This is a genomic window from Mycolicibacterium vinylchloridicum, assembly GCF_013404075.1.
Lineage (GTDB): Bacteria > Actinomycetota > Actinomycetes > Mycobacteriales > Mycobacteriaceae > Mycobacterium > Mycobacterium vinylchloridicum.
This window is the reverse complement of sequence record NZ_JACBJQ010000050.1, coordinates 14971-37091: the sequence shown is the minus strand read 5'-3', so window position 1 is coordinate 37091 and position 22121 is coordinate 14971. Positions and strand designations below refer to the sequence as shown.

Sequence of the window (22121 nt, the reverse complement as noted above, 5' to 3'; positions counted from 1 at the left end):
TTCACCGTCACCATCGGGGCCCACAGTTCCTGATCGACACGACGAACACAGGGTGGGGACTTTTATCTGGCCACCAGCGGGGACCTCTACTTGGCCACCAGCGGGTACTTTTTCATGGCCACGGACAACTGTCCTTCCTGCTGTTTTCTCGCGACCGCTCGGCCGCGACCACCAGTTCAGGCGGACAACTCGGACATTCCCAGGGCATCAGTTAGACAAAGCGGACAGACGCCTGGACAACGCGGACACTCGGACGACAATCGCGCGCCAACTTTTGTGCTTTGGGCGTCGCTAACGCTGGCACCGCGCTCCTAGCATGAGCAGATCGAGAAGCTACCTGTTCCTAACCACGCACTGACGACGCGAATGAGTGAAAAGGGTTTCAGCGAAGCCAGACTCGCAACAGCCGCCGGTGTCGACGTCAAGACGGTGGGCCGCTGGGTCAGGGGTGAATCACTGCCCCAGGCGGTCAACGCGCGCGCCACCGCCGACGCACTGGGCTGTGATCCGCAGACGCTGTGGCCAGACATCTTTCCCACCCTGCGCCCACCTGGTACCGGCACGGTCGCGGTCAGTGTGTACCGAAGCCGCGCGGACGTCCCTGTCGCCGTGTGGACCCAACTGTTCGGCGGCGCCGCCGAGCAGATCGACATCCTGGTCTACGGGGGCACCTTCCTCTTCGACGGCATTCCCAGGTTCTGCTCAACGCTCGCAGTCGCGGCCGAACGCGGAGTCGCCATTCGCTTCATCGTGGGTGATCCCGATTGCGCTGCGGTAAGCCAACGCGGGGAAGAGGAGACGATTGGCTCAGTTCTAGCAGCTCGCTGCCAGATCACACTCGCACGATTGGCTTCACTCGCCGACGCCCCAGGCTTGGAGGTGCGCACACACGCCACACCGCTGTACACGTCGATGTTCCGCGCGGACAACACCCTGATTGCCAACCCGCACCTATACGGTGCTCCCGCCAGCGACAATCCCGTCCTCTTTATTCGACGTGACGACGCGCCCGAGCTGTGGCGCGATCACCAACTCTCTTTCGAACGGGTGTGGAACACCGCCCAACCATTACCCACGCACGCCTGACCTGCCGATTGGAGAACCGTATGGCCCGGACCGACTACTACAACGATCCCCACGCGCCAGCCGCAAACAGTGTGGTGCCCTCCACTACCGCCGTCGTCACCGATTCACATGATCGCATCGTGCTAATTCGCCGCCGCGACAATAACCTTTGGGCATTGCCGGGTGGCGCAATGGAATTGGGCGAATCCATCGTCGACGCGGCGGTTCGTGAAGTGAAAGAGGAAACCGGTCTCGACGTCGAGATCAGCGGACTCATCGGCGTCTACACCAATCCTCGCCACGTTATGGCCTACGCCGACGGTGAAGTCCGTCAACAGTTCTCGCTGTGCTTCACCACCCGGCTGCTCGGTGGACAGTTGCGAGTCGACTCGGAAAGCACCGACATCGCCTGGACGTCACCAGGCGAACTTGCATCTTTGGACGTCCACCCCTCGATGCGGCTGCGCATTCAGCACTACCTTCAACGCCGCGACAGCCCATACCTCGGGTAGCCCGGCAAGGTCGTCTCTAGCCGGCGGAGGCACTAACTCGTGCTGCCGCCGCCAACAGGCTCGGCGCCGCCCGCTCGATCGCACGATGCACAGGATCCCCATCGGGGTAACGCGACAGGATCTCCGTGACTCGATCTTCAGCTCGCACAGGCGAGCCCTGCGGGCCAGTGGTCAAGTCCGCGCACGTCAGCACGTCTAGTAACAACGACGGAGGTGCCGTGAACTCGGCCAGCGCGTCTAAGAGGCCGCGCTCCCGCGCCTCGAACACCGCGCCCGTGTGATAGGCCACCAGCGAGACCACCACTGCGGGAAAGCCCTCGTCGCGGACGAACACTGCGCCGTCGACGGGGTGGAAACCAGTCGATCGAACTGACGGCGCATAGCCAACATCGTGAAGCCACGCGGCAGCCACCACCGCGTCGGCATCCATGGCGCCCAAGCCGACGACCAATCGCTCCGCCGTCGCCGCGACTCCGCAGACATGGGCCCACCGATGCGGCAGATCGGCCAGTCGCTCCTCGGCGATCGCCCGTGCACGTGCCGCGTCCGTCACCACGATGCAAGTCTACGAATGTGCCCGACACAGCACCGACGCGATTTGGGCGAAAGATCCACGCCGCGGCGGCTCCCGTCCGCTGGCGCTCCCGTCCGCCACCACGGACCGAAAAATGCCTATCGGATCGAGGCTGTGAGAACTTTCTCTACTGTTATCAAGAACAGGTTCTCAGCCCACTTCGGGATCGCCATGAGTGGCGTCCACAAAGCGGTCGATGGCCCTATCGATTCGATCCCGAGCGACTTCACCCGATATTCGCCCACTGCTGAACGCCGCCAAATTGGCAAGCCACACATCAGCGATCAGCCCCGCTAGTCGCTGGTCTCTGACCGTGGGCTCGCCGCCGCTCAAAGTCCTTGCCAGCAGACCTTCAATGACGTCGATCGCTTCATCGGTGGCTGCGGCGGCGGTGTGGTCGGCGAGGACGAAGGCGCGCGTCACCGCCTCGGTCAAGCGCGGGTCTTGGTTGCCATTCGGTGTGCAGGCAGTCGACGAGCAAGCGAAGGCGTTCGCGCGGTGTCGACGCGGTGACGGTCCAATCGCGGCTGTTTCCAAACTCTTGGAACTCGCGGGTCAACGCCGACACCAAGAGGTGGATCTTGGAGGGGAAGTACCGGTACAGCGTGCTGACGCCGATTCCGACCTGCGCGGCCACCGCGCGAACGTGCACAGCCTCGTAACCGCCGCTAACTGCCAGCATCATCGCGGCATCTACTGCACTGTTACGGCGGTACGTGTCGACACCGCCAAGGTCGGCCGCCCTATCGGGGCGATGCTGCCTCAACTTCGAAGCCATGCTGCCAACGCCACGCTCAGACGCTGTGATCACCAATTGGTTGGTGAAGCGCGCCGGCTAGCCGATCAAACAGGTCCTCGAATCCGCTCACGTCGCCGTGCGCAGCGAAATGATCGACACCCACCGTCACGAAGACTGCGCTGGCGGTGAACCGGGTGATGCCATCGTGACTGACTCCCGTTCCGCTGACGTGAAGAGCACGTCCTTGGCGGCCGGTGATCTGGGCAGTAATCCTGTGCGGTTCGTGCAACGGGACAGGTCGCAGATACTCCACTGTCAGACTGCGTGTCACCGCGGGCGTGCCGGCCACCCACAACGTGAAGCCCAGTACGTCGTCACAGGCTGTCGCTACTGCGCCGCCGTGCGCCAGTCCTGGGGCGCCGATATGGCGCTCATCGAACGTCACATCGCTGTAGACCTCGTCACCGTCGCGATAGACAACCAGCTGCAATCCATGCGAATTCGCGGGCCCGCACCCGGTACACGTCGAGGTATGCGGAGGCAGTAGATATGGCCCCGGATGTGCTGTGTCACCCATCGTCATCCCCTTGTTTCGCACTGATTCGCGATATCGTCGGGCCCGCACCGCAACTGCAACGAGCCTTCGTTTGGCAGCTTCTGGACGCACCAAGACCCTCCCGCGTAGACACGACGGCCATGCCTACCGACCAGGGTGTTCTCCGTAACCGCGGACAAACCTACGAACAGTTTCGCTACGCTACTCTTGGTACCATACCTTGACGCCTGCTGGAAACGCCGCCCGCAGGTCCCATTTTCCGAAGGGACAACGCAGTGAGCACTCAACCGGCGGCATACGCAGACGACGATGATGACATCGACCCCCGCCGGATCAGGTCGCGTAACCGACTGCTCGACGCGGCGGCGGCACTCCTCACCACCGGGGGAATCGAAGCCGTCACGATCGACGCGGTGACCAAAGCCTCCAAGGTGGCTCGCACCACCCTCTATCGGCATTTCGCAAGCTCATCACAGTTGCTGGCGGCCACATTCGAGCGCCTGCTGCCGCACGTCACTACACCGACACCCGACGAGGGGTCGCTGCGGCAGAGGCTGATTGAAATCCTCAGCCGGCAGGCCGCACTCTTTGCCGATGCCCCGATCCAGGTCACCACGCTGGCTTGGGTCGCCCTTGGGCCCACCGATCCTGCTGCTGACGGCACCGCAGATGAGGACAGCCCGGCTGGCAGCCTGCGTTCTAGGGTCGTCGAGCAATACCGCAAACCGTTCGACGAAATCCTGTCGAGCGACCAGGCTCGCGAAGAACTTGACGAATTCGACCTCGAATTGGCTGAGTGCCAGCTCGTCGGTCCGCTGGTCTTCGCACGCATGACCGGACTCTGCACCATCAGCCGTGACCAGTGCGTCCGCATCGTCGACGACTTTCTGGCCGCACACTCACGCACCCGAACCGAGGCGTGACGGCGAATTGGTAGGTGCGCCGGCGGTTCGCCTGCGGCTTGTCGTCGCTGGGACCGGGCGGCTCGCACTGGGCCTGGCTGAAACTTCCTGGTGACCCTGCGTCATCGCCATCCGCCAGCCGCGCTGAGAAAACGCTACTAACAGTTTCAAAACGCTATGTAGCGTTGTGCTACTATAGGTACACTTATGAGGTTCAGTCGACCACGATCCAGTGAGCCCGTCATATGAAAACCCCTGTCCGCGTGAGTCGTTCGTCGAATCGCGCCGCTGTTGGTCGCACGCTGAATCACTGGCGGCACCATCCACCGTTACGAACGGCCGGGACCGTGGCGCTGGCCCTGGTCGTAGTAGTGGTATCGACGGTCTACCTGCAATTTCACGGTGAGTTCACTCCGGCCATGCACTTGACCCTGGTGTCGGATCGCGCTGGGCTGGTCATGGAGCCCGGGGCAAAAGTGACCTACAACGGCGTCGAAATCGGCCGGGTCGCCGCGGTGCGCGCGATCCAGCAAGATGACACCACCAAGGCGAAACTGTCCCTGGACGTCGCTCCAAAGTACATCGAGCTGATCCCGGCCAACGTGACCGCCGAGATCAAGGCCAGCACGGTATTCGGCAACAAGTATGTAGCCTTCCGTAGCCCGTCGAGACCGGCATCTGCGCGCGTGTCGAGCTCGCAGGTGATCGACGTCTCGCACGTGACGACCGAATTCAACACCCTGTTCGAAACCTTGATGTCGATCGCGCAGAAAGTCGATCCCGTCAAACTCAACCTGACTCTTGCGGCCACCGCCGAGGCACTGGACGGGCACGGCCTCGACTTCGGCCGATCAATCATCGCGGGCAATGCTGTCCTCGACGACATCAACCCTGAAATGCCGCAGATCCGCGAAGACATCAAACGCCTTACCGACCTCGCCGACGTCTATGCCCAATCCTCACCCGATTTCTGGAAATTCCTCAACAATGCAGCGACCACGGCAGGCACCGTCAATGAGCAGCGAGCCGATCTCGATGCGGCGCTGCTGGCTGCCGCGGGCTTCGGCAACGCTGGCGCTGACATCGTGGGGCGGGGAAGTCCCTACCTGGTGCGAGGTCTGGCTGACCTGGTGACGACCACCGGCACCTTGAACACCTACAGTCCCGAATTCCTGTGCAGCATAAGAAATTATGCTGCGATCCTGCCGCAGACTGTTGAATCCGCAGGCGGCAACGGCTACTCGATCGACTTCCGTATCGGGCTCACCGGTGCGCCGAATCCGTACGTCTATCCGGATAACCTGCCCCGTTCCAATGCGCGAGGCGGCCCGGGCGGCGCCCCTGGATGTTGGCAGACAGTCACCAAGGATTTCTGGCCCGCCCCTTACCTGGTAGCCGACACCGGCGCATCACTGGCTCCCTACAACCACCTCGAACTCGGGCAGCCATTGCTTACCGAATATGTGTGGGGACGCCAGGTCGGTGAAAACACCATCAATCCCTAGGACGAGCAGGCCTGCGGACCCACCGGTCCACGACTACGTCGAAGCGGCGCTCAGCGGCCTCGATACATAGAATCGTCATATTCCGATGGAACTGGGAGACAGCGACATTGGGGCGGCATGCAGTCGCTCAGGAAGCGCTTCCTCGCCGGACGCGTAAGGGAATCGAAACAGGTCCTCGCAGTGAAGGATTGGTACCCCAGCGCACGGGTCCAGCAAGCTCCAGGCCGTCGAGTTCGTCCAGCAGATGGTCCACCGCTGTGATCACTTCGAGTCGTGCGAGATGAGCGCCCAGACAAAAGTGAAGTCCATGGCCGAATGCCAGGTGCCCGGTCGTGTCGCGATGAGGGTCGAACCGATCGGGGTCGCTGAACTTCGCCGGGTCTCGGTTCGCCGAGGCATAGAAGAGCAACGCCTTTGCGCCCTTAGGGATTACCGTGTCGCCGATCCGATAGGGCGCGGTAGCGGTTCTGGTGACCCACTGCACCGGCGAGCCCCAACGCGCGGTCTCCTCGACCGCCGGGCGAAGCAGGCTGCGGTCGGCTTTCAACGTCAGGAAGAACTCGCGGTCCTCGGCGAGCCTGACGAGCAGCATGCCCAACAGGTTTGTAGTGGTCTCGTTGCCGGCGACCAGAAGGATGAGCGCGTAGAAGAAAGCTTCCTGATCGCTGAGCTCGCCGGATTCTTTGGCTGCCTGCAACCAACCCAAGAGATCGTCTGCCGACGTGCTGGACCGCCGGCCCATCTCGACGTCTATGAAGCTGCGCATCTGCACGTAGGACTGAAGTAGCGAACCGACGTATCGCATGACCTCGTGCACCGACCGCGGTCCGAATAGTCTCGCGAACTTGTTGGATACGGTGCGAAAGGCCGGCCACTGAGGATGGGGAATACCCAAGATTGTGGCAATGACGTTGATGGGCATGGGGATCGTCAGCGCCGCGACCATGTCAATGACGTCGCCGTCTCGCAGTGGCCTGATCGCCTCATCGGACAACGCGCGAATATCTGTGGCCAGAGTCTGTACCGAACGCTTGCTGAACATGGGCGCGGTCAGATGCCGCAGGCGGGTGTGATCGGGTGGGTCTGTGGTGAGTACAGCACTGGTGACAAACGACCGCAGCATGATGCCGTCCCTCGACGAGAACACCTCATTGTTGCGAACGGCCTTGTGCACGTCCTCGTAGCGCCCCATCATCCAGACGCCGAGCCGCTCGTTGACGACCACCGGATGCTCACGAATGCGCAGCAGCTCGGGATAGGGGTCGGCGATGTTCTCGGCGAGCGTCGGATCGAATGTGGTTCGTGGCACCGACTTCGGCGCCGATGCAGTGCGTGGGCGCCGTAGATCGCGGTAAGCCCCTGTCGCAACCGGACGCCACAGATCAGTGACGGAGCTGCGAGTTGCAGAAAGCACCGCGCGTGGTGGGGGCCGTAGAAGATCCGTCGACATAACATGACGTTAGGCCGGTCGCAATGGCTCGATAATGACAGAATCAGACAGACATTTGATATTTTCAGACACATGCCTAGTCCGATGGCCCCGGTGTGGGACGTGGCGCGCTCCTCGGCGCCGGGTCGACACATCTTGGAGACCGCGGTACACCACGGCCTCAATCCTGAAATCTGTTTGTCTGGAACAGGACTCACGTCGCAGGGGTTGAGGGACCCGACCAGCGAGATGCATGCGAGTCAGGAACTGACGATGATTCGCAACCTGATCGGCCGACTCGGCGATCAACCGGGACTGGGTACGGAAACCGGTGCGCGCTACACCTTCGCCGACATGGGCATTCTGGGTTATGCACTGATTTCGAGTCCAACCGTTGGGGACGCGATAGACGTCGCCTGCCGGTACGCCGCACTCAGTACCGTCTACCTGAGTCTGGCCGCACCAGAACTCAACAACACCGAAGCGGTCATCGGTCTTGATAACGCCCAGGTTCCTCCCGATGTGCGGAGGTTTCTGCTCGAACGCGATTTTGCAATGTTCCTGCAGATCTTGCCGCCGCTCATGCGTGGCGTTGACGCGCCGATCGCGATGCGACTGGAGGTGGCGGATCTGCAGCTGCCGGCAAGTCTGGTGGAGATCGACAACGTGACGGTCACTGTGGAGAACGCGGTGCGCAACGCCCTGATTGTCCCCGCTGATCTGGTGAGCCAACCGATGCCCGCGCCAGATCCCCAGACTGCGGCGATCTGTATCCGCCAGTGCGAGGAGTTATTGAACCGTCGACGAACCCGTCGTGGCATATCAGCCTGGGTGCGGATGCGGATGATCCAAGATTCGACCCAGATCCCATCCATGGCGACCATCGCGAGGGAACTCTGCATCACCGATCGCACGTTGCACCGTCACTTGGCGGGAGAGGGAACCAGCTACCGCGCACTCGCAGACGAGGTTCGCGCAGCGCTGGCCGCCGAGCTGTTGAGTTCGGGACTCACTGTCGAGGAAACTGCACGCCGACTTGGCTATTCGGAGACGGCCGCATTCACTCGAGCCCATATTCGGTGGAATGGGCGCCCACCCAGTGAGTCCAAGCGCCGTGGGCGGTCAACGGCTCAAACGTGATGTGAGGGCAAGCTGCATGCTCACGCGCCGACGTCGACTGTCGGGCGGTATCGCGACGGTGCCGCAGTCCTTGGTCTAGTGGCGAGACGTTGTGGCCACCAGCTCCGTTCGCGCAGCAAAGTAGCGATGGCGGGTACGGTCAGCGTCCGGACCAGGAAAGTATCCAACAGCAGTCCGCAGCCAATGATGAGGCCGGTCTCGATCATGATCGCGACCGAGCCGATCATCAAGCCGAACATGCTCGCGGCGAAGATCAGGCCGGCGGAGGTGATGACCGAGCCTGTGGTGGCGACCGTCCGTAGAACGCCGATACGCAGATTGCTGCCGCTCTCCTCCCGCAGTCGCGATACCAGTAACATGTTGTAGTCGGCACCGACTGCCACCAGAATGATGAAGGCTAATAGCGGTACAGGCCAGGCGATTTCATGACCGAGTATCCATTGGAAAACGATGACTCCGATGCCGAGTGAGGCGAGGTAGTTCAGCACCACGGTGCCAAGGAGATACAGCGGTGCCACGAGCGCGCGCAGTAGCACCACCAGGATGAGTCCAACGATGACCAGGGTGGCGATGGCAAGTTGGATGAAGTCGGACGAGAGCAGACGCTGGATATCAGAATTGACCGCGGGGAAGCCGGCGACAGAGATCGTGGCGTTCGCCAGCGAGGTGTTCGGCCTGGCTCCATCGGCGACTTGGGTCATCTGGCGGGCAAGGTCCATCGCTTCGACGCTGTAGGGATCGTTGCTGGTCTCCACTGCGAATCGCGCCGTTTTCCCATCGGGTGACAGGAACTGCTTTGCGACGTCGGCGAATTGGCGGTTCGCAAAGGCGTCTGCGGGCAGGTAGAAGCCGGACGCGGCATCCGAACCCGCGGACGCGCGAGACGAGTTCTGAAGCTGGGTGGCGATTTGGCTCATACCGGATAGCATCTCAATATTGCTGTCCGCCAGCGTCTTTACCCCATCGGCCAGCGCGCGGGAACCGGAGGCGAGCTGGCTGATGCCGTCTTGTAGCCGGGTGATGTTGGCCGCGAGATCGGCGGGCTTTCCCAGCGCGCCGAATGCCTTGTTCATGGCATTGACGGCAGTCTGAACGTCGGCGATGGTGCCGGTTACGGTGGCGTTGGTGGCGGGGTCGTAGCGGTCACCCAGCGCGGCGACCTGGGAGAAGAATCCGTTGTTTCTCAGAGCAACCAGGATCTGGACCTGGTCGCGGATTTGAGCGCATTGGGGAGTTGTGACGCACCAGGGTGACCCATTGAGCAGGTCGACGAGCGGGTTCAGGGTGTCGATGGCGCCTTGTGTGCGTTCGGCCAGCGGGCGGATGCCTGGGCCGGCTTGTATTGCGTTGTCGATACTGGGGCTGGTCGCTGAGAGTTGGTGCAGAAGTGGGGCAAACCGTTGGAAGTCCTGGCCGGCGGACTGTGCTTGGGTGAGCACTGGGCCTAATGGTTTCAGTGCGGTCCGTACAGATGTGTCGAGCTGCGCGAGTCCGTTGGCCAGTTGGTTGGCTCCATCGGTGAGCTTGGCGAGGTCATCGCGGCGGGAATTGCCATCGGCGACGGCACCGGCCATCTTGTCGCCGATTTGCCTGTTCTGCCACGATAATTGCGCTTGGTCAAGGCGGGTGCCTGCCGGACGGGTGACTCCGGATATCTTGACCACGCCGGGGATCTGGGAGATGCGCGATGCCATTTCGTCGAGGTCGGCCAGCCCTTTCCCGGTGCGCATGTCGACGGGGTTTTCGACCACTAGGAACTCGGTGATGACGACGTCTTTGCGAAAGTGTCGGTCGAGGAGCTGGTAGCCCTCATTGCTAGCCGTGGTGGGAGGTTGTCCTTTTCGGTCGTCGTAGCTGATCTTCATCGTGGCAGCTGCACCGGAAAGAGCCAGGAGGATCATCAAGCTAGCAACGAGCAACGGCCGAGGGTGACGCACGACCGCCACAGCGACGCTGTTCCAGTACCGGCGGGTGCGGTCGGGCTTGGGTTCACCGATACCGCGTCGGGCCGCCAACGCCAACACTGGCGGCAACAGTGTCACCGTAGCCAGGAAGCCCACAAGTACGGCAACCGCGCACGCTGGTCCCAATCCGGCGAACACGCTCAGCGTGGCGAAGACCATGGCCAGAAAAGCCAGGGCGACAGTAGCTGCCGACGCGAAGATCACTCGTCCGATGCTGGCCGTCGCGTGAATGACAGCGAGATCGGCAGGGGTACCGGCGCGCCGCTGTTCGTGGTACCGGCTGATCAAAAAGACTGTGTAATCGGTTCCTGCGCCGAGAAGGATCGCGGTCATGAATGCCACGGTGAACTGCGAAACCGGCATGCCCAGCTGCCCGAATGCGGACAAGACACCACGGCCGACGGCCAGACTCAGCCCGATGACTAGCAAGGGCAATAACGCGGTAAACAACGACCGGTAGACCATCAGCAGGATCAACGCGATCAACCCGGCCGTTGCGATCGAGATGAACAGCAAATCGTGTTCGGCAGAAGCGATTTGGTCACTGAAGGTTGCCGGGGGACCGGTCACGCGGACGGTGATGTCCGACCCGTCGAAGGCGCGTTGGGCGGTGGCGCGGACTGCCTGCACCGATTCCGCTGCAGTGGGATCACCCAGAGTCCCGGCCACCCCCACCGGTAGGAACCACGCTTTGCCGTCTGCGCTGACGGCTTGTGCCTTCATCACGGGATCGGCCAGCAAGTCCTGCACCAGCAGCACGTGGGCGTGATCGGCTCGAAGGCGCTCGACGAGCCTCGAGTATCGATCCCGCGCCTGCTGCGTCAGCCCAGCGGGGCTTTCCATGGCGACGAACAGCATCGTCTTCGACCCTTGCTCGCCGAACGCAGCGCTCATGCGGTCAACAGTCTGAAATGACGGCACGTCCCGGGGAATGAGGTCGACCGACTGTCGCCGCACAACGGTTTCGAGCTGTGGGAACAACAGCGCTAGCACCACTGCAATGGCGAGCCACCCACCGATCACGAGCGCCTTGTGGTGAACCGTGAAGGCGGCAAGCCTGGCCAGCCGCGCACTGTATTCCGGCGACGCTGCGGGGTCGGCAAGACGGACGCGTCGAGAAACGGTCCCGACACCGTGGACATCATCAGCCACCGTCACGCCCCCTCAAGAGTGGAACTATCGGTATAGCACCGATACTAACGGTTTCCTATTTGCCCGCGCGACCCCCGGGCAAACGGCGGCTATCTCGGCAACCCGGCTCCGAATCATCGAATCAATTTGCAGCACCGTCAGTTTCGTCATCGACCAGGTCATGGCGAACGACGCGCACACGTCCATGCGGGAGGCAAGCCATGTAGCCATGCCGTTTGCCGTACAGCTCCCACGCCGTCTCGTGGCTGTCGGGATCGACATCGATGCAATGCCCGCGGGAGAAGCCCAAATGCAGCGCCCCCTCGTCATCGCACCAGGCCCGTGTGCACACTGCGCCGGCCAAATCGAGTAGTGGACGCTCCTGAGCCGACACCCGGGCGGGATCGATAAGCACTTCTTCGGACGGATGCGACCCGATCGCCGGCAAGGTCAGCCTCATGGGCCGCGCGATGACGAGTTCGTTGTAGTCGTCGAGACTCAGAACCAGGCCTTCTCGCAACGAAACTCGCTGGACGGTGCGCTGTTCGATCCACTGCGTATGCATGTCGGTCTCCTGTTCAACACTCCGATGTGTTGTATTTATGGTACTGCTAGTATCGGAGCGATACCAGAAGGTCCTATTTTGCAGCTCGTGGGTGCGGCGGTGGTGCTGTGCATTTTGCTGCGACGGGCACGGCGGGCAACTTCGAGCAAACGAGTCGTTGGGGACCATTCGTCAAGGGGTGCGTTCCTTGTCGGATCCCGCAGCGACCGCGCTATTGGCGTTCGGCATTCTCGTGACCTGGCCGACCGTCGCTTACATCAGCACGCGCCCCTGGGCGTCGCGTGTCCTGGTGACTGCATGCCACGACCCGGCCGAGCTTGAACGTGCCCGGGACAAGCTCTCCCTCTAGCTCGATTTAGACAACCTCGTCGAGGAAATCGATGACGGCTTCGGAGAACGCGTCGTTGTCGTCTCCAGCGATCATGTGACCAGCGTCGGTCACGTCCACCGTGCGCGCGTGCGGCACGAGGTCGACGAAGTCGTTCACTGTCTCCTCCGACACCACGTCCGACAACAGCCCCCGCACAAGAAGCGTAGGAGCAGATACCTGCCGTGCGCCGTCGATCAACACCATGCTCATCCGGTCGAACTCCGCTGCGCCCTCATCTGGATTACCTTGCAGGAAGCCAAAATTCGACGCCACAAAGGCCGGATCCCACCGCCATACCCAACGGTCGTCGGCGCGCTGCTGCAAGACCTTCCGTAGTCCGTCGAGGCTGCTTGGCTTCGATCTGTGTGGGTTGTACGCGGCGATAACCTCGGCGGCAGACTCAAGATCGGCGAAACCGTCGGGGTGCGCCGCCATGAATGCGACGACGCGCCGTGCGCCCTGCATCTCCATGCGTGGAGTGATGTCCACCAGCACCACGGCGTCCCACAGGTCAGGTGATGCGAGTAGGTGAGTGCCCAGGATCGTCAGACCGCCGAGGGAAGCTCCAATGGCCACAACAGGGTGCCCACCTGCCGCGTGCGAACGCACCGCGAGCAGGTCGCCGCCGAGTCGATCAAGGTCATAGCGGCCATCCGGGTCCCAGTCACTATCCCCGTGTCCGCGCGCATCGTAGGCCGCCGCGAGGTAGCCGCGTGCGTGTAAGCGCTGCGCTGTCGCATCCCACGCATGACGGCTTTGGCCTCCTCCGTGTAGCAGCAATACGGCTGCCCGCGGCTTCGCGCACGGATACAGGTCGACCGCCAAGGAGACTCCGTCGGTGGTGGGCACTCGCTGGAGGACAGGTCTTACCCTGCGCCGCCTGCCGAGCCCGGGGGACATCACGAGGCCGCCTTCTGGCCCACAACAGTCACAGTGCCCTGGGCAGCGCACACAGCCCGCCCGTCGTTGGTAATATCGATTCTCGCGACACCGCTGCTCTTCCCGAGCGAGATGATCTCGGCTACCGCGACGCACGTGCCGCTGGACACCGGTCGGAGTAGGTTCAGCTTGAATTCGGTGGTCGCAACCCAGGATCCGGCAGGAATGACGGGATAGAACACGACGCCGAGACAGTGGTCAACGAGCGCCGACAGACAGCCACCGTGCAACGAGCCGAAGGGCGTCTTTAAGTCGTCCCGGGCGTCCATCTCGACGACGAGGCGTCCCGCTAAGAAATCGGTATGACGAAATCCTAAGTAGCCAGCCAGGCCGCCGGCCGTCAACGCCGCCCCTTTTAACTGGTTGGCGACCTGCGCGTCGAATGCGGCGAAGTTCGCGGACATGTTCACCTCTCCTCGGTGTGGGGGCTGGTGTTTGAGACACTACGCCTGACTTGTTACATCACGTTGCGTCTTGGCCAGAGACGATTGCGGGTAGAAGAAGACGTTGCAGATAGGTGCGCAGTCCGTCTCTGCTTCGATCCCTTGGGCCACGAACGGTGAGCAGACTCAGCACGGTGCGAAGTATCCATTCCGCGGCGTCATCAACGGAGACCCCGGGCGCCAACTGGTTCCAGTGCGTCGCGAAGAGAGGCCGAAGAAACTCGGTGACGAGTTCGAAAAGCATGGTCGATGTTCCCTCGGCAAGGCCCACACCCGCGAGTTCACGATCGCTGCCGAATAGGACGCCGATGATGGGCCTTCGGCGGGCCGCAATCACAGTGTGATCGATGAAATCAACGATCGCAGAACCTAAGTCACTATGGCCGGACAACCGCGGTTCCATCCGGCGTAGGTATTCTTCGGTGGCGCGAATGATGACCCCAGAGATCACGGCCTCGCGACTCGCGAAGTACCGGTAAACCGTCGCCCGTGACACACCGGCATTTCTGGCGATGTCCTCCATAGTGGTGCCTGCGAGACCCTGCACCTCAAGGCAGCGCTCAGCGGCGTCGAGCAATCGGTCGCGCCCTGATCTCCCATCCGCCGCAGCGGACGCGCCCCAGCGCAATGACTTTGTCGCCACGTGATCAGTATGCACACGACTCAGCACTACGCGATCAACTATGCAACAGAGTTTCTAATCTGTCTCAGATAAAGGCACTCCTGGGCCCCTGAGAGGGGCCCCGCCTGACCACGAGCGTGGTTGTTCGCGGCACCGTTCTCTGCTGGGACCACTTTGGGGCCAAACGGCTTGCGCGATGCCGAACGGCGTGCGCGTCCGTCAATGTCACGAGCTGCCCTGAAACCATTACAACTGCTGCTGAACTGCGAAAACGTGCCACCGCCGCTTCCCGGGGGTCGCGTGGTCCTACGTAACACGGGCCGCTTAGATGCGACCTCGCCTAGCCGTCGGTGTCGGTAACCTGTTCAGCGGAAACAACTTTCAGCAGTTTGTCGCGGGCGGCGCAAAGCCCATCTAATGCTGAATTGAAGTCAAGCGCGGCATCGGCCAGCGAGGCGCGGCCGGCTGGATGACCGTGTGCCGCCAGCACCCGTGCTGCATATCGGAGATCGGTCGTGTAATGAATGAGGTCCACGATGTAGCGGGTGGTCGCGGTCGGCGCCGCGCCTTGAGGGCGCTGGAGGTTGCTGGACATCAGGCTTGTCCAGTCTGCGATTGCGCGGCGGTCGAAACTGTACAGCCCCTCGAGCATCCAACGTCGCCACCGGGCTGGACGGCCGCTACGAGCACCGGAAGGAAGCGGTGAGGAAGCCATCAATCGAGCCTAAGAGCTCACCCAGCGTTTTTCTGGGCCCATAAGCAGCGGTCTGAAGCGGCAATCGCCCCGTAAGCCGACCTTTGCCCACCGACGCCGAGACGCCTGTTGTCACGAGACCCCGGCGGCGGTCGCGACGCGCAGCTGGTCGGCTGCCACCCTCCATTTCCGAAGTGTCTGGCCCGCTGATCGGCCGAGTAAAGAGCGCCTTCGGCGCGACTTCGTCGTGGCTTCGCCACCCTTGACACAACCGATCGCAGCGACAGGACGGCCGCATGGGGAGCGGCCCGTTAGTGGCACCGCTTTTACGAGGCGAGTGACGACAGTTTTGACGACAACGCTGACGACAGTTGCTGCCTCAACGACGTCCCCTACACGACAACTTGCGACCTATCGTGCCTGGTCACGGACTCTGCCCGCTCCTGGCAGTGTGGGGGTCAGGGGTTCGAATCCCCTTAGCTCCACTTAGATCGTAGCAGGTCAGAGGTAGTTTTCGAGCATCTGACCTGATTACGTCAACATTCCAGGTCAACAAAGCGACTAAGATGCCGCCCATGGCCTCTCTCCGGGAACGAAAGCGCAAAGACGGCACCATCTATTGGGCCGTTCTGTATAGGCATCACAACAAGCAGACCAGCACGTCTTTTGACGACTTCACCAAGGCCGAGCGGTTCTGCGAACTCGCTACCAAGTTTGGTGTTGATAACGCGCTGGCGACCATTGCCGACAACGTGTCTGTCGTCTCGGAGATCACCGTCGAACAGTGGTGCCTGCATCACGTGGATCTGTTGACCGGCGTTGACCGCAACACCGCCAACAAATATCGGGCGTACATCCGCAACGACATTGCTCCAGTCCTGGGAACCCTGCCTCTGGTCGCCCTGACGCCCGAACTGGTGAAGGCGTGGGTGAACGAGATGCAGGAGCCAGACGAAGACGGCAAGAGGCCCGCAAGCAAAACTGTCCGTAACAAGCTGATGTTTCTAGCGGGTGCGCTCAACACCGCCGTCCCGAAGAAGATCCCCGAGAACCCGGCAAGCAACATCGAACTCCGACCTGATGACGATCCGCAGGAGATGTACTTCCTAACCAAGACTCAGTTCGCCCACCTCCTCCAGGAGGTGACTCCGCACTGGCGTCTGCTTGTCCAGTTCTTGGCCGTCACTGGTGCCCGCTGGGGAGAGGTCACCGCGCTCCGTCCTAGTGACGTGGACCGTGAGAACAACCGGGTGCACATCCGGCGTTCGTGGAAGCACGGAGCCGACGGATACCGGCTCGGCACCACCAAGACCACCAACAGCGTCCGGTGGATCAAGGTACCCAAGCAGTTGCTCGACCAGCTCGACTACAGCGGCGAGTACATCTTCACGAATCGCACTGGTGGCCCAGTGAGATCTCACGGCTTCATTCGTCGCGTCTGGATGCCCGCCGTGGAGCGGGCGTGGCCGTCGGTCGACGACAAGGGCCAGCCGATCCAGCACAATCGTCAGCACCCGAAGCCGCGAATCCACGACTTGCGTCATTCCGCCGCGAGTTGGCTGCTGCAAGATCGAGTGCCGATGGCCGTCGTCTCCAAGCATCTTGGTCACCGCGACATTCGGACCACCGTGAACACATACGGCCACTTCGACGAACACAGCATGGAGGCCATCTCGGACTCGATGGAGTCCATGGTCACCGCCGTCTAAACCTTCTAGCTTCTGTTGTAAACAAAGGCCCCGCAGTCTATTTCAGGCTTGCGGGGTCTTTTCGTGTCTTCTGTCGATCGCTTTGGAACGTGCTAGCGTTGTGATTCAGCTTTACGGAACACCAGGGGACTCCACGGGTCCGATCGAATCTCGATCGACAAGGACCCTCCGTGCTCACACCCCTGACCTATTCCACCGCCGAGGCCACCGAAAAGCTTGGTGCTCCTTCCGAGCCCTGGTTGATCAAGCAGCTCCGCCTGGGGCGACTGCCTGGCCGAAAAATCGGCAGACACTGGCGTCTCACTGACGGTGACCTCGAAGAGTGCCTGAACATCTGGGCCAACACCGTCGCTCGCGAAGAGCCGAAGCCGCAGGCGATCATCCCGCTGGGTCCTGGTGACAGTGGGCTGACTCGCACCTCCGCCCGCCGCGTGGTGAACCTATGAGCCAGTGCAAAGTCTGCCGAGCCGAGTCCGGGCTGTTCCTCTGCTCCCGCCACATCAAGTATCTGGAAGATGGCCTCGGCGAGATTCCGTGGCTCACTTCGGAGCTGCAAGTCACCATCACAAAGAGAGACCGGCTCCACCAAGTCGTGGGTCACAGCGACCAAGACACGCGGTCAGTCATCAACTTCGGGGCGAGCCGCCTTCACTCGGATGTGGAGATCCTCCTGGCCGATTGGGTGAGCAGGCTGGTCCACGACAATGGCCTGCAATTCCTGCCGAAGTACAAGGTTCCTCACGACTTCATCGGGCCGCTGCTGCTCCACTGGAGTCGTCTGCCGCGTGGCTACACCCCGACACCGACGCGCATGTCCCGCTGGCTGGCCCACCACGTCAACACCGCAGCGATGCGCGAAGACGCCGGAGACCTCTACCGCGAGATCATCGGCCTGACTGGCGATCCCGATAAGCCCCAGGGCTACCCCGGTCGTCTGGTGGCCGCGATCAACCGCCGTACCAAGCTCTTCGCTGGTCCTTGCCCGACCCCGATCGGCTATGGCGAGCAGGGCGAAGAGATTGCCTGCGCCATCCCGCTATACGCAGTGGATGGCCAGGAGGTCGTCACGTGCAAGCGGTGCCGACACGAGGTCGACGTCCAGGAGAACCGCCAGCAGGCGCTCAAGACAAGGGATCTCATGACCGAGGCCCAGCTCCTGGAGACCCTCGACACCCTCGACGAGCACGTTCCCCGCGTCACGTTCTACGAGTGGCTCAAGGACAAGCAAGTCTACGTCCACGGCTACCTCCACGAGGGCGGCATCGTCCCGAAGAAGATTCGCAACTCGGACCCCCGCGTTTTCTCCCTCGCGCAGGTCCGAGTTCTGCGTTGGCAGGCCATGCAGGAAAAGGTGGCCAGCTAGTGATCCTGTACTTCTACCCACGAGGAGCCGGAACAGGTGAGGGCAACAACGCCCTCCTTGGAAGCAAGGACCTCCACCTCGTGAACATCACCCCGAATCTCGATCCACAGAAGGCCACCATCGCCGAAGGCATCGACTACGTGGCCGACCACATCGAAGAAGGCGTCAACTGCCCGGTGTGCGATCAGCACGTCCAGCTCTACTACCGAAAGCTGAACGCGCAGATGGCCTCCGTCGCAATCGCCATGTATCGCGTGGCTGGTGGCGACTGGGTTCACATCCCCAGCCTCCAGATGCTCCGCGCCGACGAGACCAAGCTCCGCTATTGGGGCTTGATCGAAGCCCGGCCCGACGACGAGCGCGATGACGGCTCACCCCGCACCGGCTGGTGGCGGCTCACCTGGGACGGCATCCAGTTCGTCCTTGGCAATCTGCGCGTGCAGAACGCCGCCGTCGTCTTCAACGGTGAATGCCTGCGCCTCGACGGTCCGTTGATCAGTGTCCGAGAAGCCCTCGGTCGTCGGTTCCGCTACGACGAACTGATGGGGAGGGCTGCCTGATGCCCGAGCTTGAATACGTCCTCGACCAGCTCGTTGACGAGGGCCACGACATCGACGTCGAGAAGTGCCTTGCGGACTTCGAGAACTACGTCAGCCTCCAGGACCAGCTCAACGGTTCGGCACCGTGGCAGTACGGCCAGCAGCTCAAGCCTGGTGATCGTGCACGGCAGCGCAACCAGATTCGCTTCTGGTCCAACACCGACGACGGCGGTACGCACTGTATCGAGGGGACCATGTCGGTCTCGGAGGTGAAGGTCGAACAGACCAGTGGCTCCACGATCTACACGATCACGGGCCACATGTTCGACCCGATCACGCAGTACATGATGCCGCCACACGTCGAGCCCGCCGACGACCCGAAGCCGTCTGAACCGCTCATCGACGATGTCGTCGTCTCGGAAGTCGGCACCGACAACGGTTTCGAGCTGCTCGGCTACATCAACACTGACGACTTGGAGATCAAGCAGGACACCGACTATGTCCGCTCCTGGGGCGGTCAGGTTCTCAAGATGCGCCAGGAGACGACAGTCGAGTTCAGCACCTTCAAGGTCGGTCCCGGCTTCGAGAAACTGTTCGGCTGGTGAGCGCGATGATCGAGCTGCGCAAGCTGAACCCCAACACCGACGGCCAGGAGCTAGAGACCCGTGCCCGCTGCCAGGACGACGGCCATCCCGTCGGTGCCGTCCATCCGTATTGGTTCGGTCACGGCCAGCCTGGCTCGGTCTGCCACTGTGGCCGCGTCATTCGTTCTGGTGTGCTGCCGGTAGTCCGATGGCCCCGTCCGCCCGCTGTGCGTCGATCCAGGCCGGTATTCGCATGACCGACGTCGTCAACCTCGACGAGGTGCCCGAGGACGTCCATCCGATGCCCATGTCTCCCTCGGTGGTCTACGACGAGCCCAACCGGCGGCATGGTCATCTGCTGATCGCTTCTGGTGGACAGGATTACGTCTTCATCAACGACGGTGGCGGAGTCATCAGGTTCGGTCACTTCGCCGGTCCAGCTCACGAGCTGACACCAGACCAACTGCGAGTCGTCGGCGAGTACTGCTTCCGCATGGCCGATCGGCTGGAGGCTGCACAGTGAAGCAACGCGAGATCCCTGTCCGCACCTTGGAGAACCTCGCCGCGTGTCAGTCCATCGGACTCGACTTCTGGTCGGAGGCACCTCCGCCGTCGACTGTCTGGGCGCTCGACGATCAACGGCAGCCGCACCTGGTGAAGATCGACCGCCGACGCAGCATCGCCCACCACAAGGCCAACTGCGACCGGCACTCCTGCGTTCTGGCCGCGTGTGAATCGAGCTGGGCGGCAGCATGACCAACCCGTTCGATGACACCAGCAGGTGGACCGTCATGGCATCGCGATTCGAGACGCCACAGTTCCTGCTTGAAGCCATGGACAACCTCATGGAGGAGTTCATCGCCTCACTGCCGGAAGACAGCCCGGCACTTGAGTTCTGGCGGTCTCTGCCCAAGCCTCCCAGGGACGGAGTAGAGGCCCCCTCTGCTCCCTACACGCTTGACCACATCTTCACGCTGCGTCCAGGGTTCTGGTGGGCGGTATGACGCTCTGCGACGAGTGTCAGGCCAAGTCCGACAAGTGGCTCGACTACAGAGTCCCGCGTCAGCTCAAGATCTCCTCCGGTGCTGCCTACGACGACACTGCTGCCGGTGTCGCTGATGCTCGGAAGGCGCGCTATGGGCAGTGGCGCACCACTATCCGCGAACAGCAGCAGGCAATCAGGCGGATCTGCCAGGAGCGCCACACTGCCAACTCCATCGCGAGCACCAGGAAGGCGTAGGAGGCCATCAACGGTCTCCACGACGAAGGGAATCATCACCACCATGAACGCCACCGAGACCACTTGGGAAGCCGTCGAGTACCGCACCGGAGACACCCCCGGCACCGTCCAGATGGCCGAGTTCAGCACAGAGGCGGGCGAGTACTCCGCGATGGTCGTCGAGTCCGTGAAGCGCCCAGGAGCCTGGATGTTGTCGATGACCGGCCTCGGCATTCAGTACTTCGACAGCGAGGACGCCGCGAAGAACGCGGCGCAGCAGTACATCTCAACCCTGTAGTACACCTACAGAAGTCGACAAATAACCGTCAGAAACAGTCAAATAGGCTTAGTGCCAACATCTTCCGAAAATCATCCAAGCGCCGACAAGGCAGTACTCTTGAAATGCGAGAACCCCGGCGGACAACCGCCGGGGCCTCGAAAGTCTCACACCCAAGTAGGCGGCTCCCCTGGAGCCAACAACAGCCGGATAGGTCCCACCCTGTCCGTACCTACAAACAAAGAGACGTTCTCATGGTAGCACCCAACAAGATTCGCCAGAACGGTGTCAGCGCCCGGTGGTCGACGGACTACGTGAAGGCCTACGCCGGTCAGCACAAGCCCACGACGGTCCGAGTGGCACTGGCCATCCACACCCTCGGCGGAGGCATCCTCCGGGTCGACCGGATCACCGCCGAGGCTGAAGTCTGCAAGCGGACCTTCAACAATGCCGTGGCCATCCTCAAACGTGACAGCTTGCTTGAAGTGAAGTACTGGCACGACGGCTCCGGCAAGCCAGTGCCGAGTCACTATGCCCTCCAGCCGGTCTCGGGACATAAGGCCAGGTCGGGAGACGGGCAAGTTCTTGCCCTACGGGCAGGAACGTGCGCGAGTAATACAAAGAATTACCAAGATCTAGATCAGAAGATTGAAGAACTTCTTGGATCAGAAGATCTAGAAGACTTTGGGATTGGATTTGACTCTCCTTCGGAGAGAGTTCCGCCTCGCGGCGGAGCACTCAATCAGCCAGAGGATGTCCAAGAGGTTGAGCCAGGGACTGAGGGCAACGGTGGCCGTACCCCTGGGCGGAGGAACATCCTCACCGCGAACCAGTACACCTTCGAGCACTGCAAGACCGTTCTGGCCGACCCAGACCTGGAGCAGCAAGCCCTGGACATCCTGGAGCTGTTGGACAAGCTTCGGGTCCGGGATGGCCACCGTCCGTTGACGGTTGGCTCCCGCCCGAGCCAACTGACGTCCAGCCGCCTCCTGGTGGCCGTGGACCGCTTCTCCGCACCAGAGACCCTCGACGCCCTCCGTTGGGCCTTCTCCGGGCAATCTGGAGCCAGGAAGTGGGCGCGCAAGATCGACAAGCCCTTCACACTTCGCCAGAACTACACCGGCTTCATCGAGGCGTACCGGAAGGCGTTGGTCGCCGACCTCACACCGAGCGACCCTGAACCAGTCGCCTGGCGCAGTCCGATCGAGGACTTCACACCCGAACAGCGTGCCGATCTGGCCCGCCGTCTCAAGACGCACCGATGAGAACCATGGTGACCG

Annotated in this window: 27 protein-coding genes; 16 read left to right on the top strand and 11 right to left on the bottom strand. The window is 62.0% G+C overall.

Annotated elements, in window-relative coordinates; all coding sequences use genetic code 11:
* The first annotated feature begins 366 nt into the window (after positions 1-366).
* Positions 367-1086 carry a helix-turn-helix domain-containing protein gene (locus tag HPC46_RS27610; protein ID WP_047329669.1) on the top strand — a complete coding sequence of 240 codons (720 nt, stop codon included), beginning with the start codon at positions 367-369 and terminating at the stop codon, positions 1084-1086.
* A 20-nt stretch (positions 1087-1106) separates the two neighbouring features.
* Positions 1107-1577, top strand: a complete 471-nt coding sequence (locus HPC46_RS27605; RefSeq protein WP_036339726.1) for an NUDIX hydrolase — start codon at positions 1107-1109, stop codon at positions 1575-1577.
* A 16-nt stretch (positions 1578-1593) separates the two neighbouring features.
* Here the strand turns inward: HPC46_RS27605 and HPC46_RS27600 are convergent, their stop codons facing one another.
* The 4 genes from HPC46_RS27600 to HPC46_RS27590 all read right to left on the bottom strand — a co-directional run bounded on the left by HPC46_RS27600 (position 1594) and on the right by HPC46_RS27590 (position 3467).
* Entirely contained in the window at positions 1594-2136 is a 543-nt protein-coding gene (locus HPC46_RS27600; RefSeq protein WP_036339723.1) for an HD domain-containing protein, read from the bottom strand.
* Between the two features lie 165 nt (positions 2137-2301).
* On the bottom strand, positions 2302-2586 hold the full coding sequence (locus tag HPC46_RS35185; RefSeq protein WP_225509175.1) for a hypothetical protein: 285 nt from the start codon (positions 2584-2586) through the stop codon (positions 2302-2304).
* A complete protein-coding gene (locus HPC46_RS35180) occupies positions 2522-2833 on the bottom strand; it encodes a TetR/AcrR family transcriptional regulator (RefSeq protein WP_225509265.1) in 312 nt (103 codons plus the stop codon). Before HPC46_RS35180 ends, HPC46_RS35185 begins: the two co-directional genes overlap by 65 nt.
* A gap of 112 nt (positions 2834-2945) precedes the next feature.
* Positions 2946-3467: a PaaI family thioesterase gene (locus HPC46_RS27590; protein ID WP_047333248.1), complete on the bottom strand. Its 522-nt coding sequence runs from the start codon at positions 3465-3467 to the stop codon at positions 2946-2948.
* 254 nt (positions 3468-3721) lie between these two features.
* On the opposite strand from HPC46_RS27590, the gene HPC46_RS27585 reads away from it, so the two are divergent.
* Positions 3722-4369 carry a TetR/AcrR family transcriptional regulator gene (locus HPC46_RS27585; protein ID WP_036339721.1) on the top strand — a complete coding sequence of 216 codons (648 nt, stop codon included), beginning with the start codon at positions 3722-3724 and terminating at the stop codon, positions 4367-4369.
* Positions 4370-4695: 326 nt separating this feature from the next.
* On the top strand, positions 4696-5853 hold the full coding sequence (locus tag HPC46_RS27580) for an MCE family protein (RefSeq protein WP_230986017.1): 1158 nt from the start codon (positions 4696-4698) through the stop codon (positions 5851-5853).
* A 127-nt stretch (positions 5854-5980) separates the two neighbouring features.
* On the opposite strand, the gene HPC46_RS27575 is transcribed toward HPC46_RS27580, so the two are convergent.
* Positions 5981-7162 carry a cytochrome P450 gene (locus tag HPC46_RS27575; protein ID WP_225509173.1) on the bottom strand — a complete coding sequence of 394 codons (1182 nt, stop codon included), beginning with the start codon at positions 7160-7162 and terminating at the stop codon, positions 5981-5983.
* Positions 7163-7387: 225 nt separating this feature from the next.
* Here HPC46_RS27575 and HPC46_RS27570 point away from each other — a divergent pair, with 225 nt between their 5' ends.
* The gene (locus tag HPC46_RS27570; protein WP_179475362.1) at positions 7388-8422 is read left to right on the top strand and encodes an AraC family transcriptional regulator; all 1035 of its coding nucleotides are present in this window, start codon (positions 7388-7390) and stop codon (positions 8420-8422) included.
* Between the two features lie 20 nt (positions 8423-8442).
* Here the strand turns inward: HPC46_RS27570 and HPC46_RS27565 are convergent, their stop codons facing one another.
* The 6 genes from HPC46_RS27565 to HPC46_RS27540 form a co-directional block, all read right to left on the bottom strand.
* Complete coding sequence (locus HPC46_RS27565; protein WP_225509172.1) at positions 8443-11538, bottom strand: MMPL/RND family transporter; 3096 nt, start codon at positions 11536-11538, stop codon at positions 8443-8445.
* 121 nt (positions 11539-11659) lie between these two features.
* Positions 11660-12082 (bottom strand): DUF6188 family protein, encoded by a 423-nt coding sequence (locus tag HPC46_RS27560; RefSeq protein ID WP_036339711.1) that lies wholly within the window; start codon positions 12080-12082, stop codon positions 11660-11662.
* A 355-nt stretch (positions 12083-12437) separates the two neighbouring features.
* A complete protein-coding gene (locus tag HPC46_RS27555) occupies positions 12438-13352 on the bottom strand; it encodes an alpha/beta fold hydrolase (RefSeq protein WP_047329672.1) in 915 nt (304 codons plus the stop codon).
* Complete coding sequence (locus HPC46_RS27550; protein ID WP_036345885.1) at positions 13352-13795, bottom strand: PaaI family thioesterase; 444 nt, start codon at positions 13793-13795, stop codon at positions 13352-13354. The genes HPC46_RS27555 and HPC46_RS27550 overlap by 1 nt, the downstream gene beginning before the upstream one ends.
* Positions 13796-13853: 58 nt before the next feature.
* Positions 13854-14477 (bottom strand): TetR/AcrR family transcriptional regulator, encoded by a 624-nt coding sequence (locus tag HPC46_RS27545; protein WP_225509170.1) that lies wholly within the window; start codon positions 14475-14477, stop codon positions 13854-13856.
* Positions 14478-14796: 319 nt separating this feature from the next.
* Positions 14797-15108, bottom strand: a complete 312-nt coding sequence (locus HPC46_RS27540) for a hypothetical protein (protein WP_225509169.1) — start codon at positions 15106-15108, stop codon at positions 14797-14799.
* 617 nt (positions 15109-15725) lie between these two features.
* Here HPC46_RS27540 and HPC46_RS27535 point away from each other — a divergent pair.
* From HPC46_RS27535 to HPC46_RS27485, 11 genes are all read left to right on the top strand, one after another.
* The gene (locus HPC46_RS27535; protein WP_179475361.1) at positions 15726-16859 is read left to right on the top strand and encodes a tyrosine-type recombinase/integrase; all 1134 of its coding nucleotides are present in this window, start codon (positions 15726-15728) and stop codon (positions 16857-16859) included.
* Between the two features lie 170 nt (positions 16860-17029).
* A complete protein-coding gene (locus tag HPC46_RS27530; protein WP_179475360.1) occupies positions 17030-17305 on the top strand; it encodes a helix-turn-helix domain-containing protein in 276 nt (91 codons plus the stop codon).
* Positions 17302-18222 (top strand): hypothetical protein, encoded by a 921-nt coding sequence (locus HPC46_RS27525; protein ID WP_179475359.1) that lies wholly within the window; start codon positions 17302-17304, stop codon positions 18220-18222. Before HPC46_RS27530 ends, HPC46_RS27525 begins: the two co-directional genes overlap by 4 nt.
* On the top strand, positions 18222-18782 hold the full coding sequence (locus HPC46_RS27520; RefSeq protein ID WP_179475358.1) for a hypothetical protein: 561 nt from the start codon (positions 18222-18224) through the stop codon (positions 18780-18782). The genes HPC46_RS27525 and HPC46_RS27520 overlap by 1 nt, the downstream gene beginning before the upstream one ends.
* Positions 18782-19366, top strand: a complete 585-nt coding sequence (locus HPC46_RS27515) for a hypothetical protein (RefSeq protein ID WP_179475357.1) — start codon at positions 18782-18784, stop codon at positions 19364-19366. Before HPC46_RS27520 ends, HPC46_RS27515 begins: the two co-directional genes overlap by 1 nt.
* 232 nt (positions 19367-19598) lie before the next feature.
* Positions 19599-19868, top strand: a complete 270-nt coding sequence (locus HPC46_RS27510; protein WP_179475356.1) for a hypothetical protein — start codon at positions 19599-19601, stop codon at positions 19866-19868.
* On the top strand, positions 19865-20101 hold the full coding sequence (locus tag HPC46_RS27505) for a DUF7457 domain-containing protein (RefSeq protein ID WP_179475355.1): 237 nt from the start codon (positions 19865-19867) through the stop codon (positions 20099-20101). Before HPC46_RS27510 ends, HPC46_RS27505 begins: the two co-directional genes overlap by 4 nt.
* Positions 20098-20349 carry a hypothetical protein gene (locus HPC46_RS27500; protein WP_179475354.1) on the top strand — a complete coding sequence of 84 codons (252 nt, stop codon included), beginning with the start codon at positions 20098-20100 and terminating at the stop codon, positions 20347-20349. Before HPC46_RS27505 ends, HPC46_RS27500 begins: the two co-directional genes overlap by 4 nt.
* Positions 20346-20585 carry a hypothetical protein gene (locus HPC46_RS27495; RefSeq protein ID WP_179475353.1) on the top strand — a complete coding sequence of 80 codons (240 nt, stop codon included), beginning with the start codon at positions 20346-20348 and terminating at the stop codon, positions 20583-20585. Before HPC46_RS27500 ends, HPC46_RS27495 begins: the two co-directional genes overlap by 4 nt.
* Positions 20586-20628: 43 nt before the next feature.
* Complete coding sequence (locus HPC46_RS27490) at positions 20629-20862, top strand: hypothetical protein (RefSeq protein WP_179475352.1); 234 nt, start codon at positions 20629-20631, stop codon at positions 20860-20862.
* A gap of 233 nt (positions 20863-21095) precedes the next feature.
* Positions 21096-22106, top strand: coding sequence for a hypothetical protein (locus HPC46_RS27485; RefSeq protein WP_179475351.1), 1011 nt, complete (start codon positions 21096-21098; stop codon positions 22104-22106).
* Positions 22107-22121: the final 15 nt, after the last annotated feature.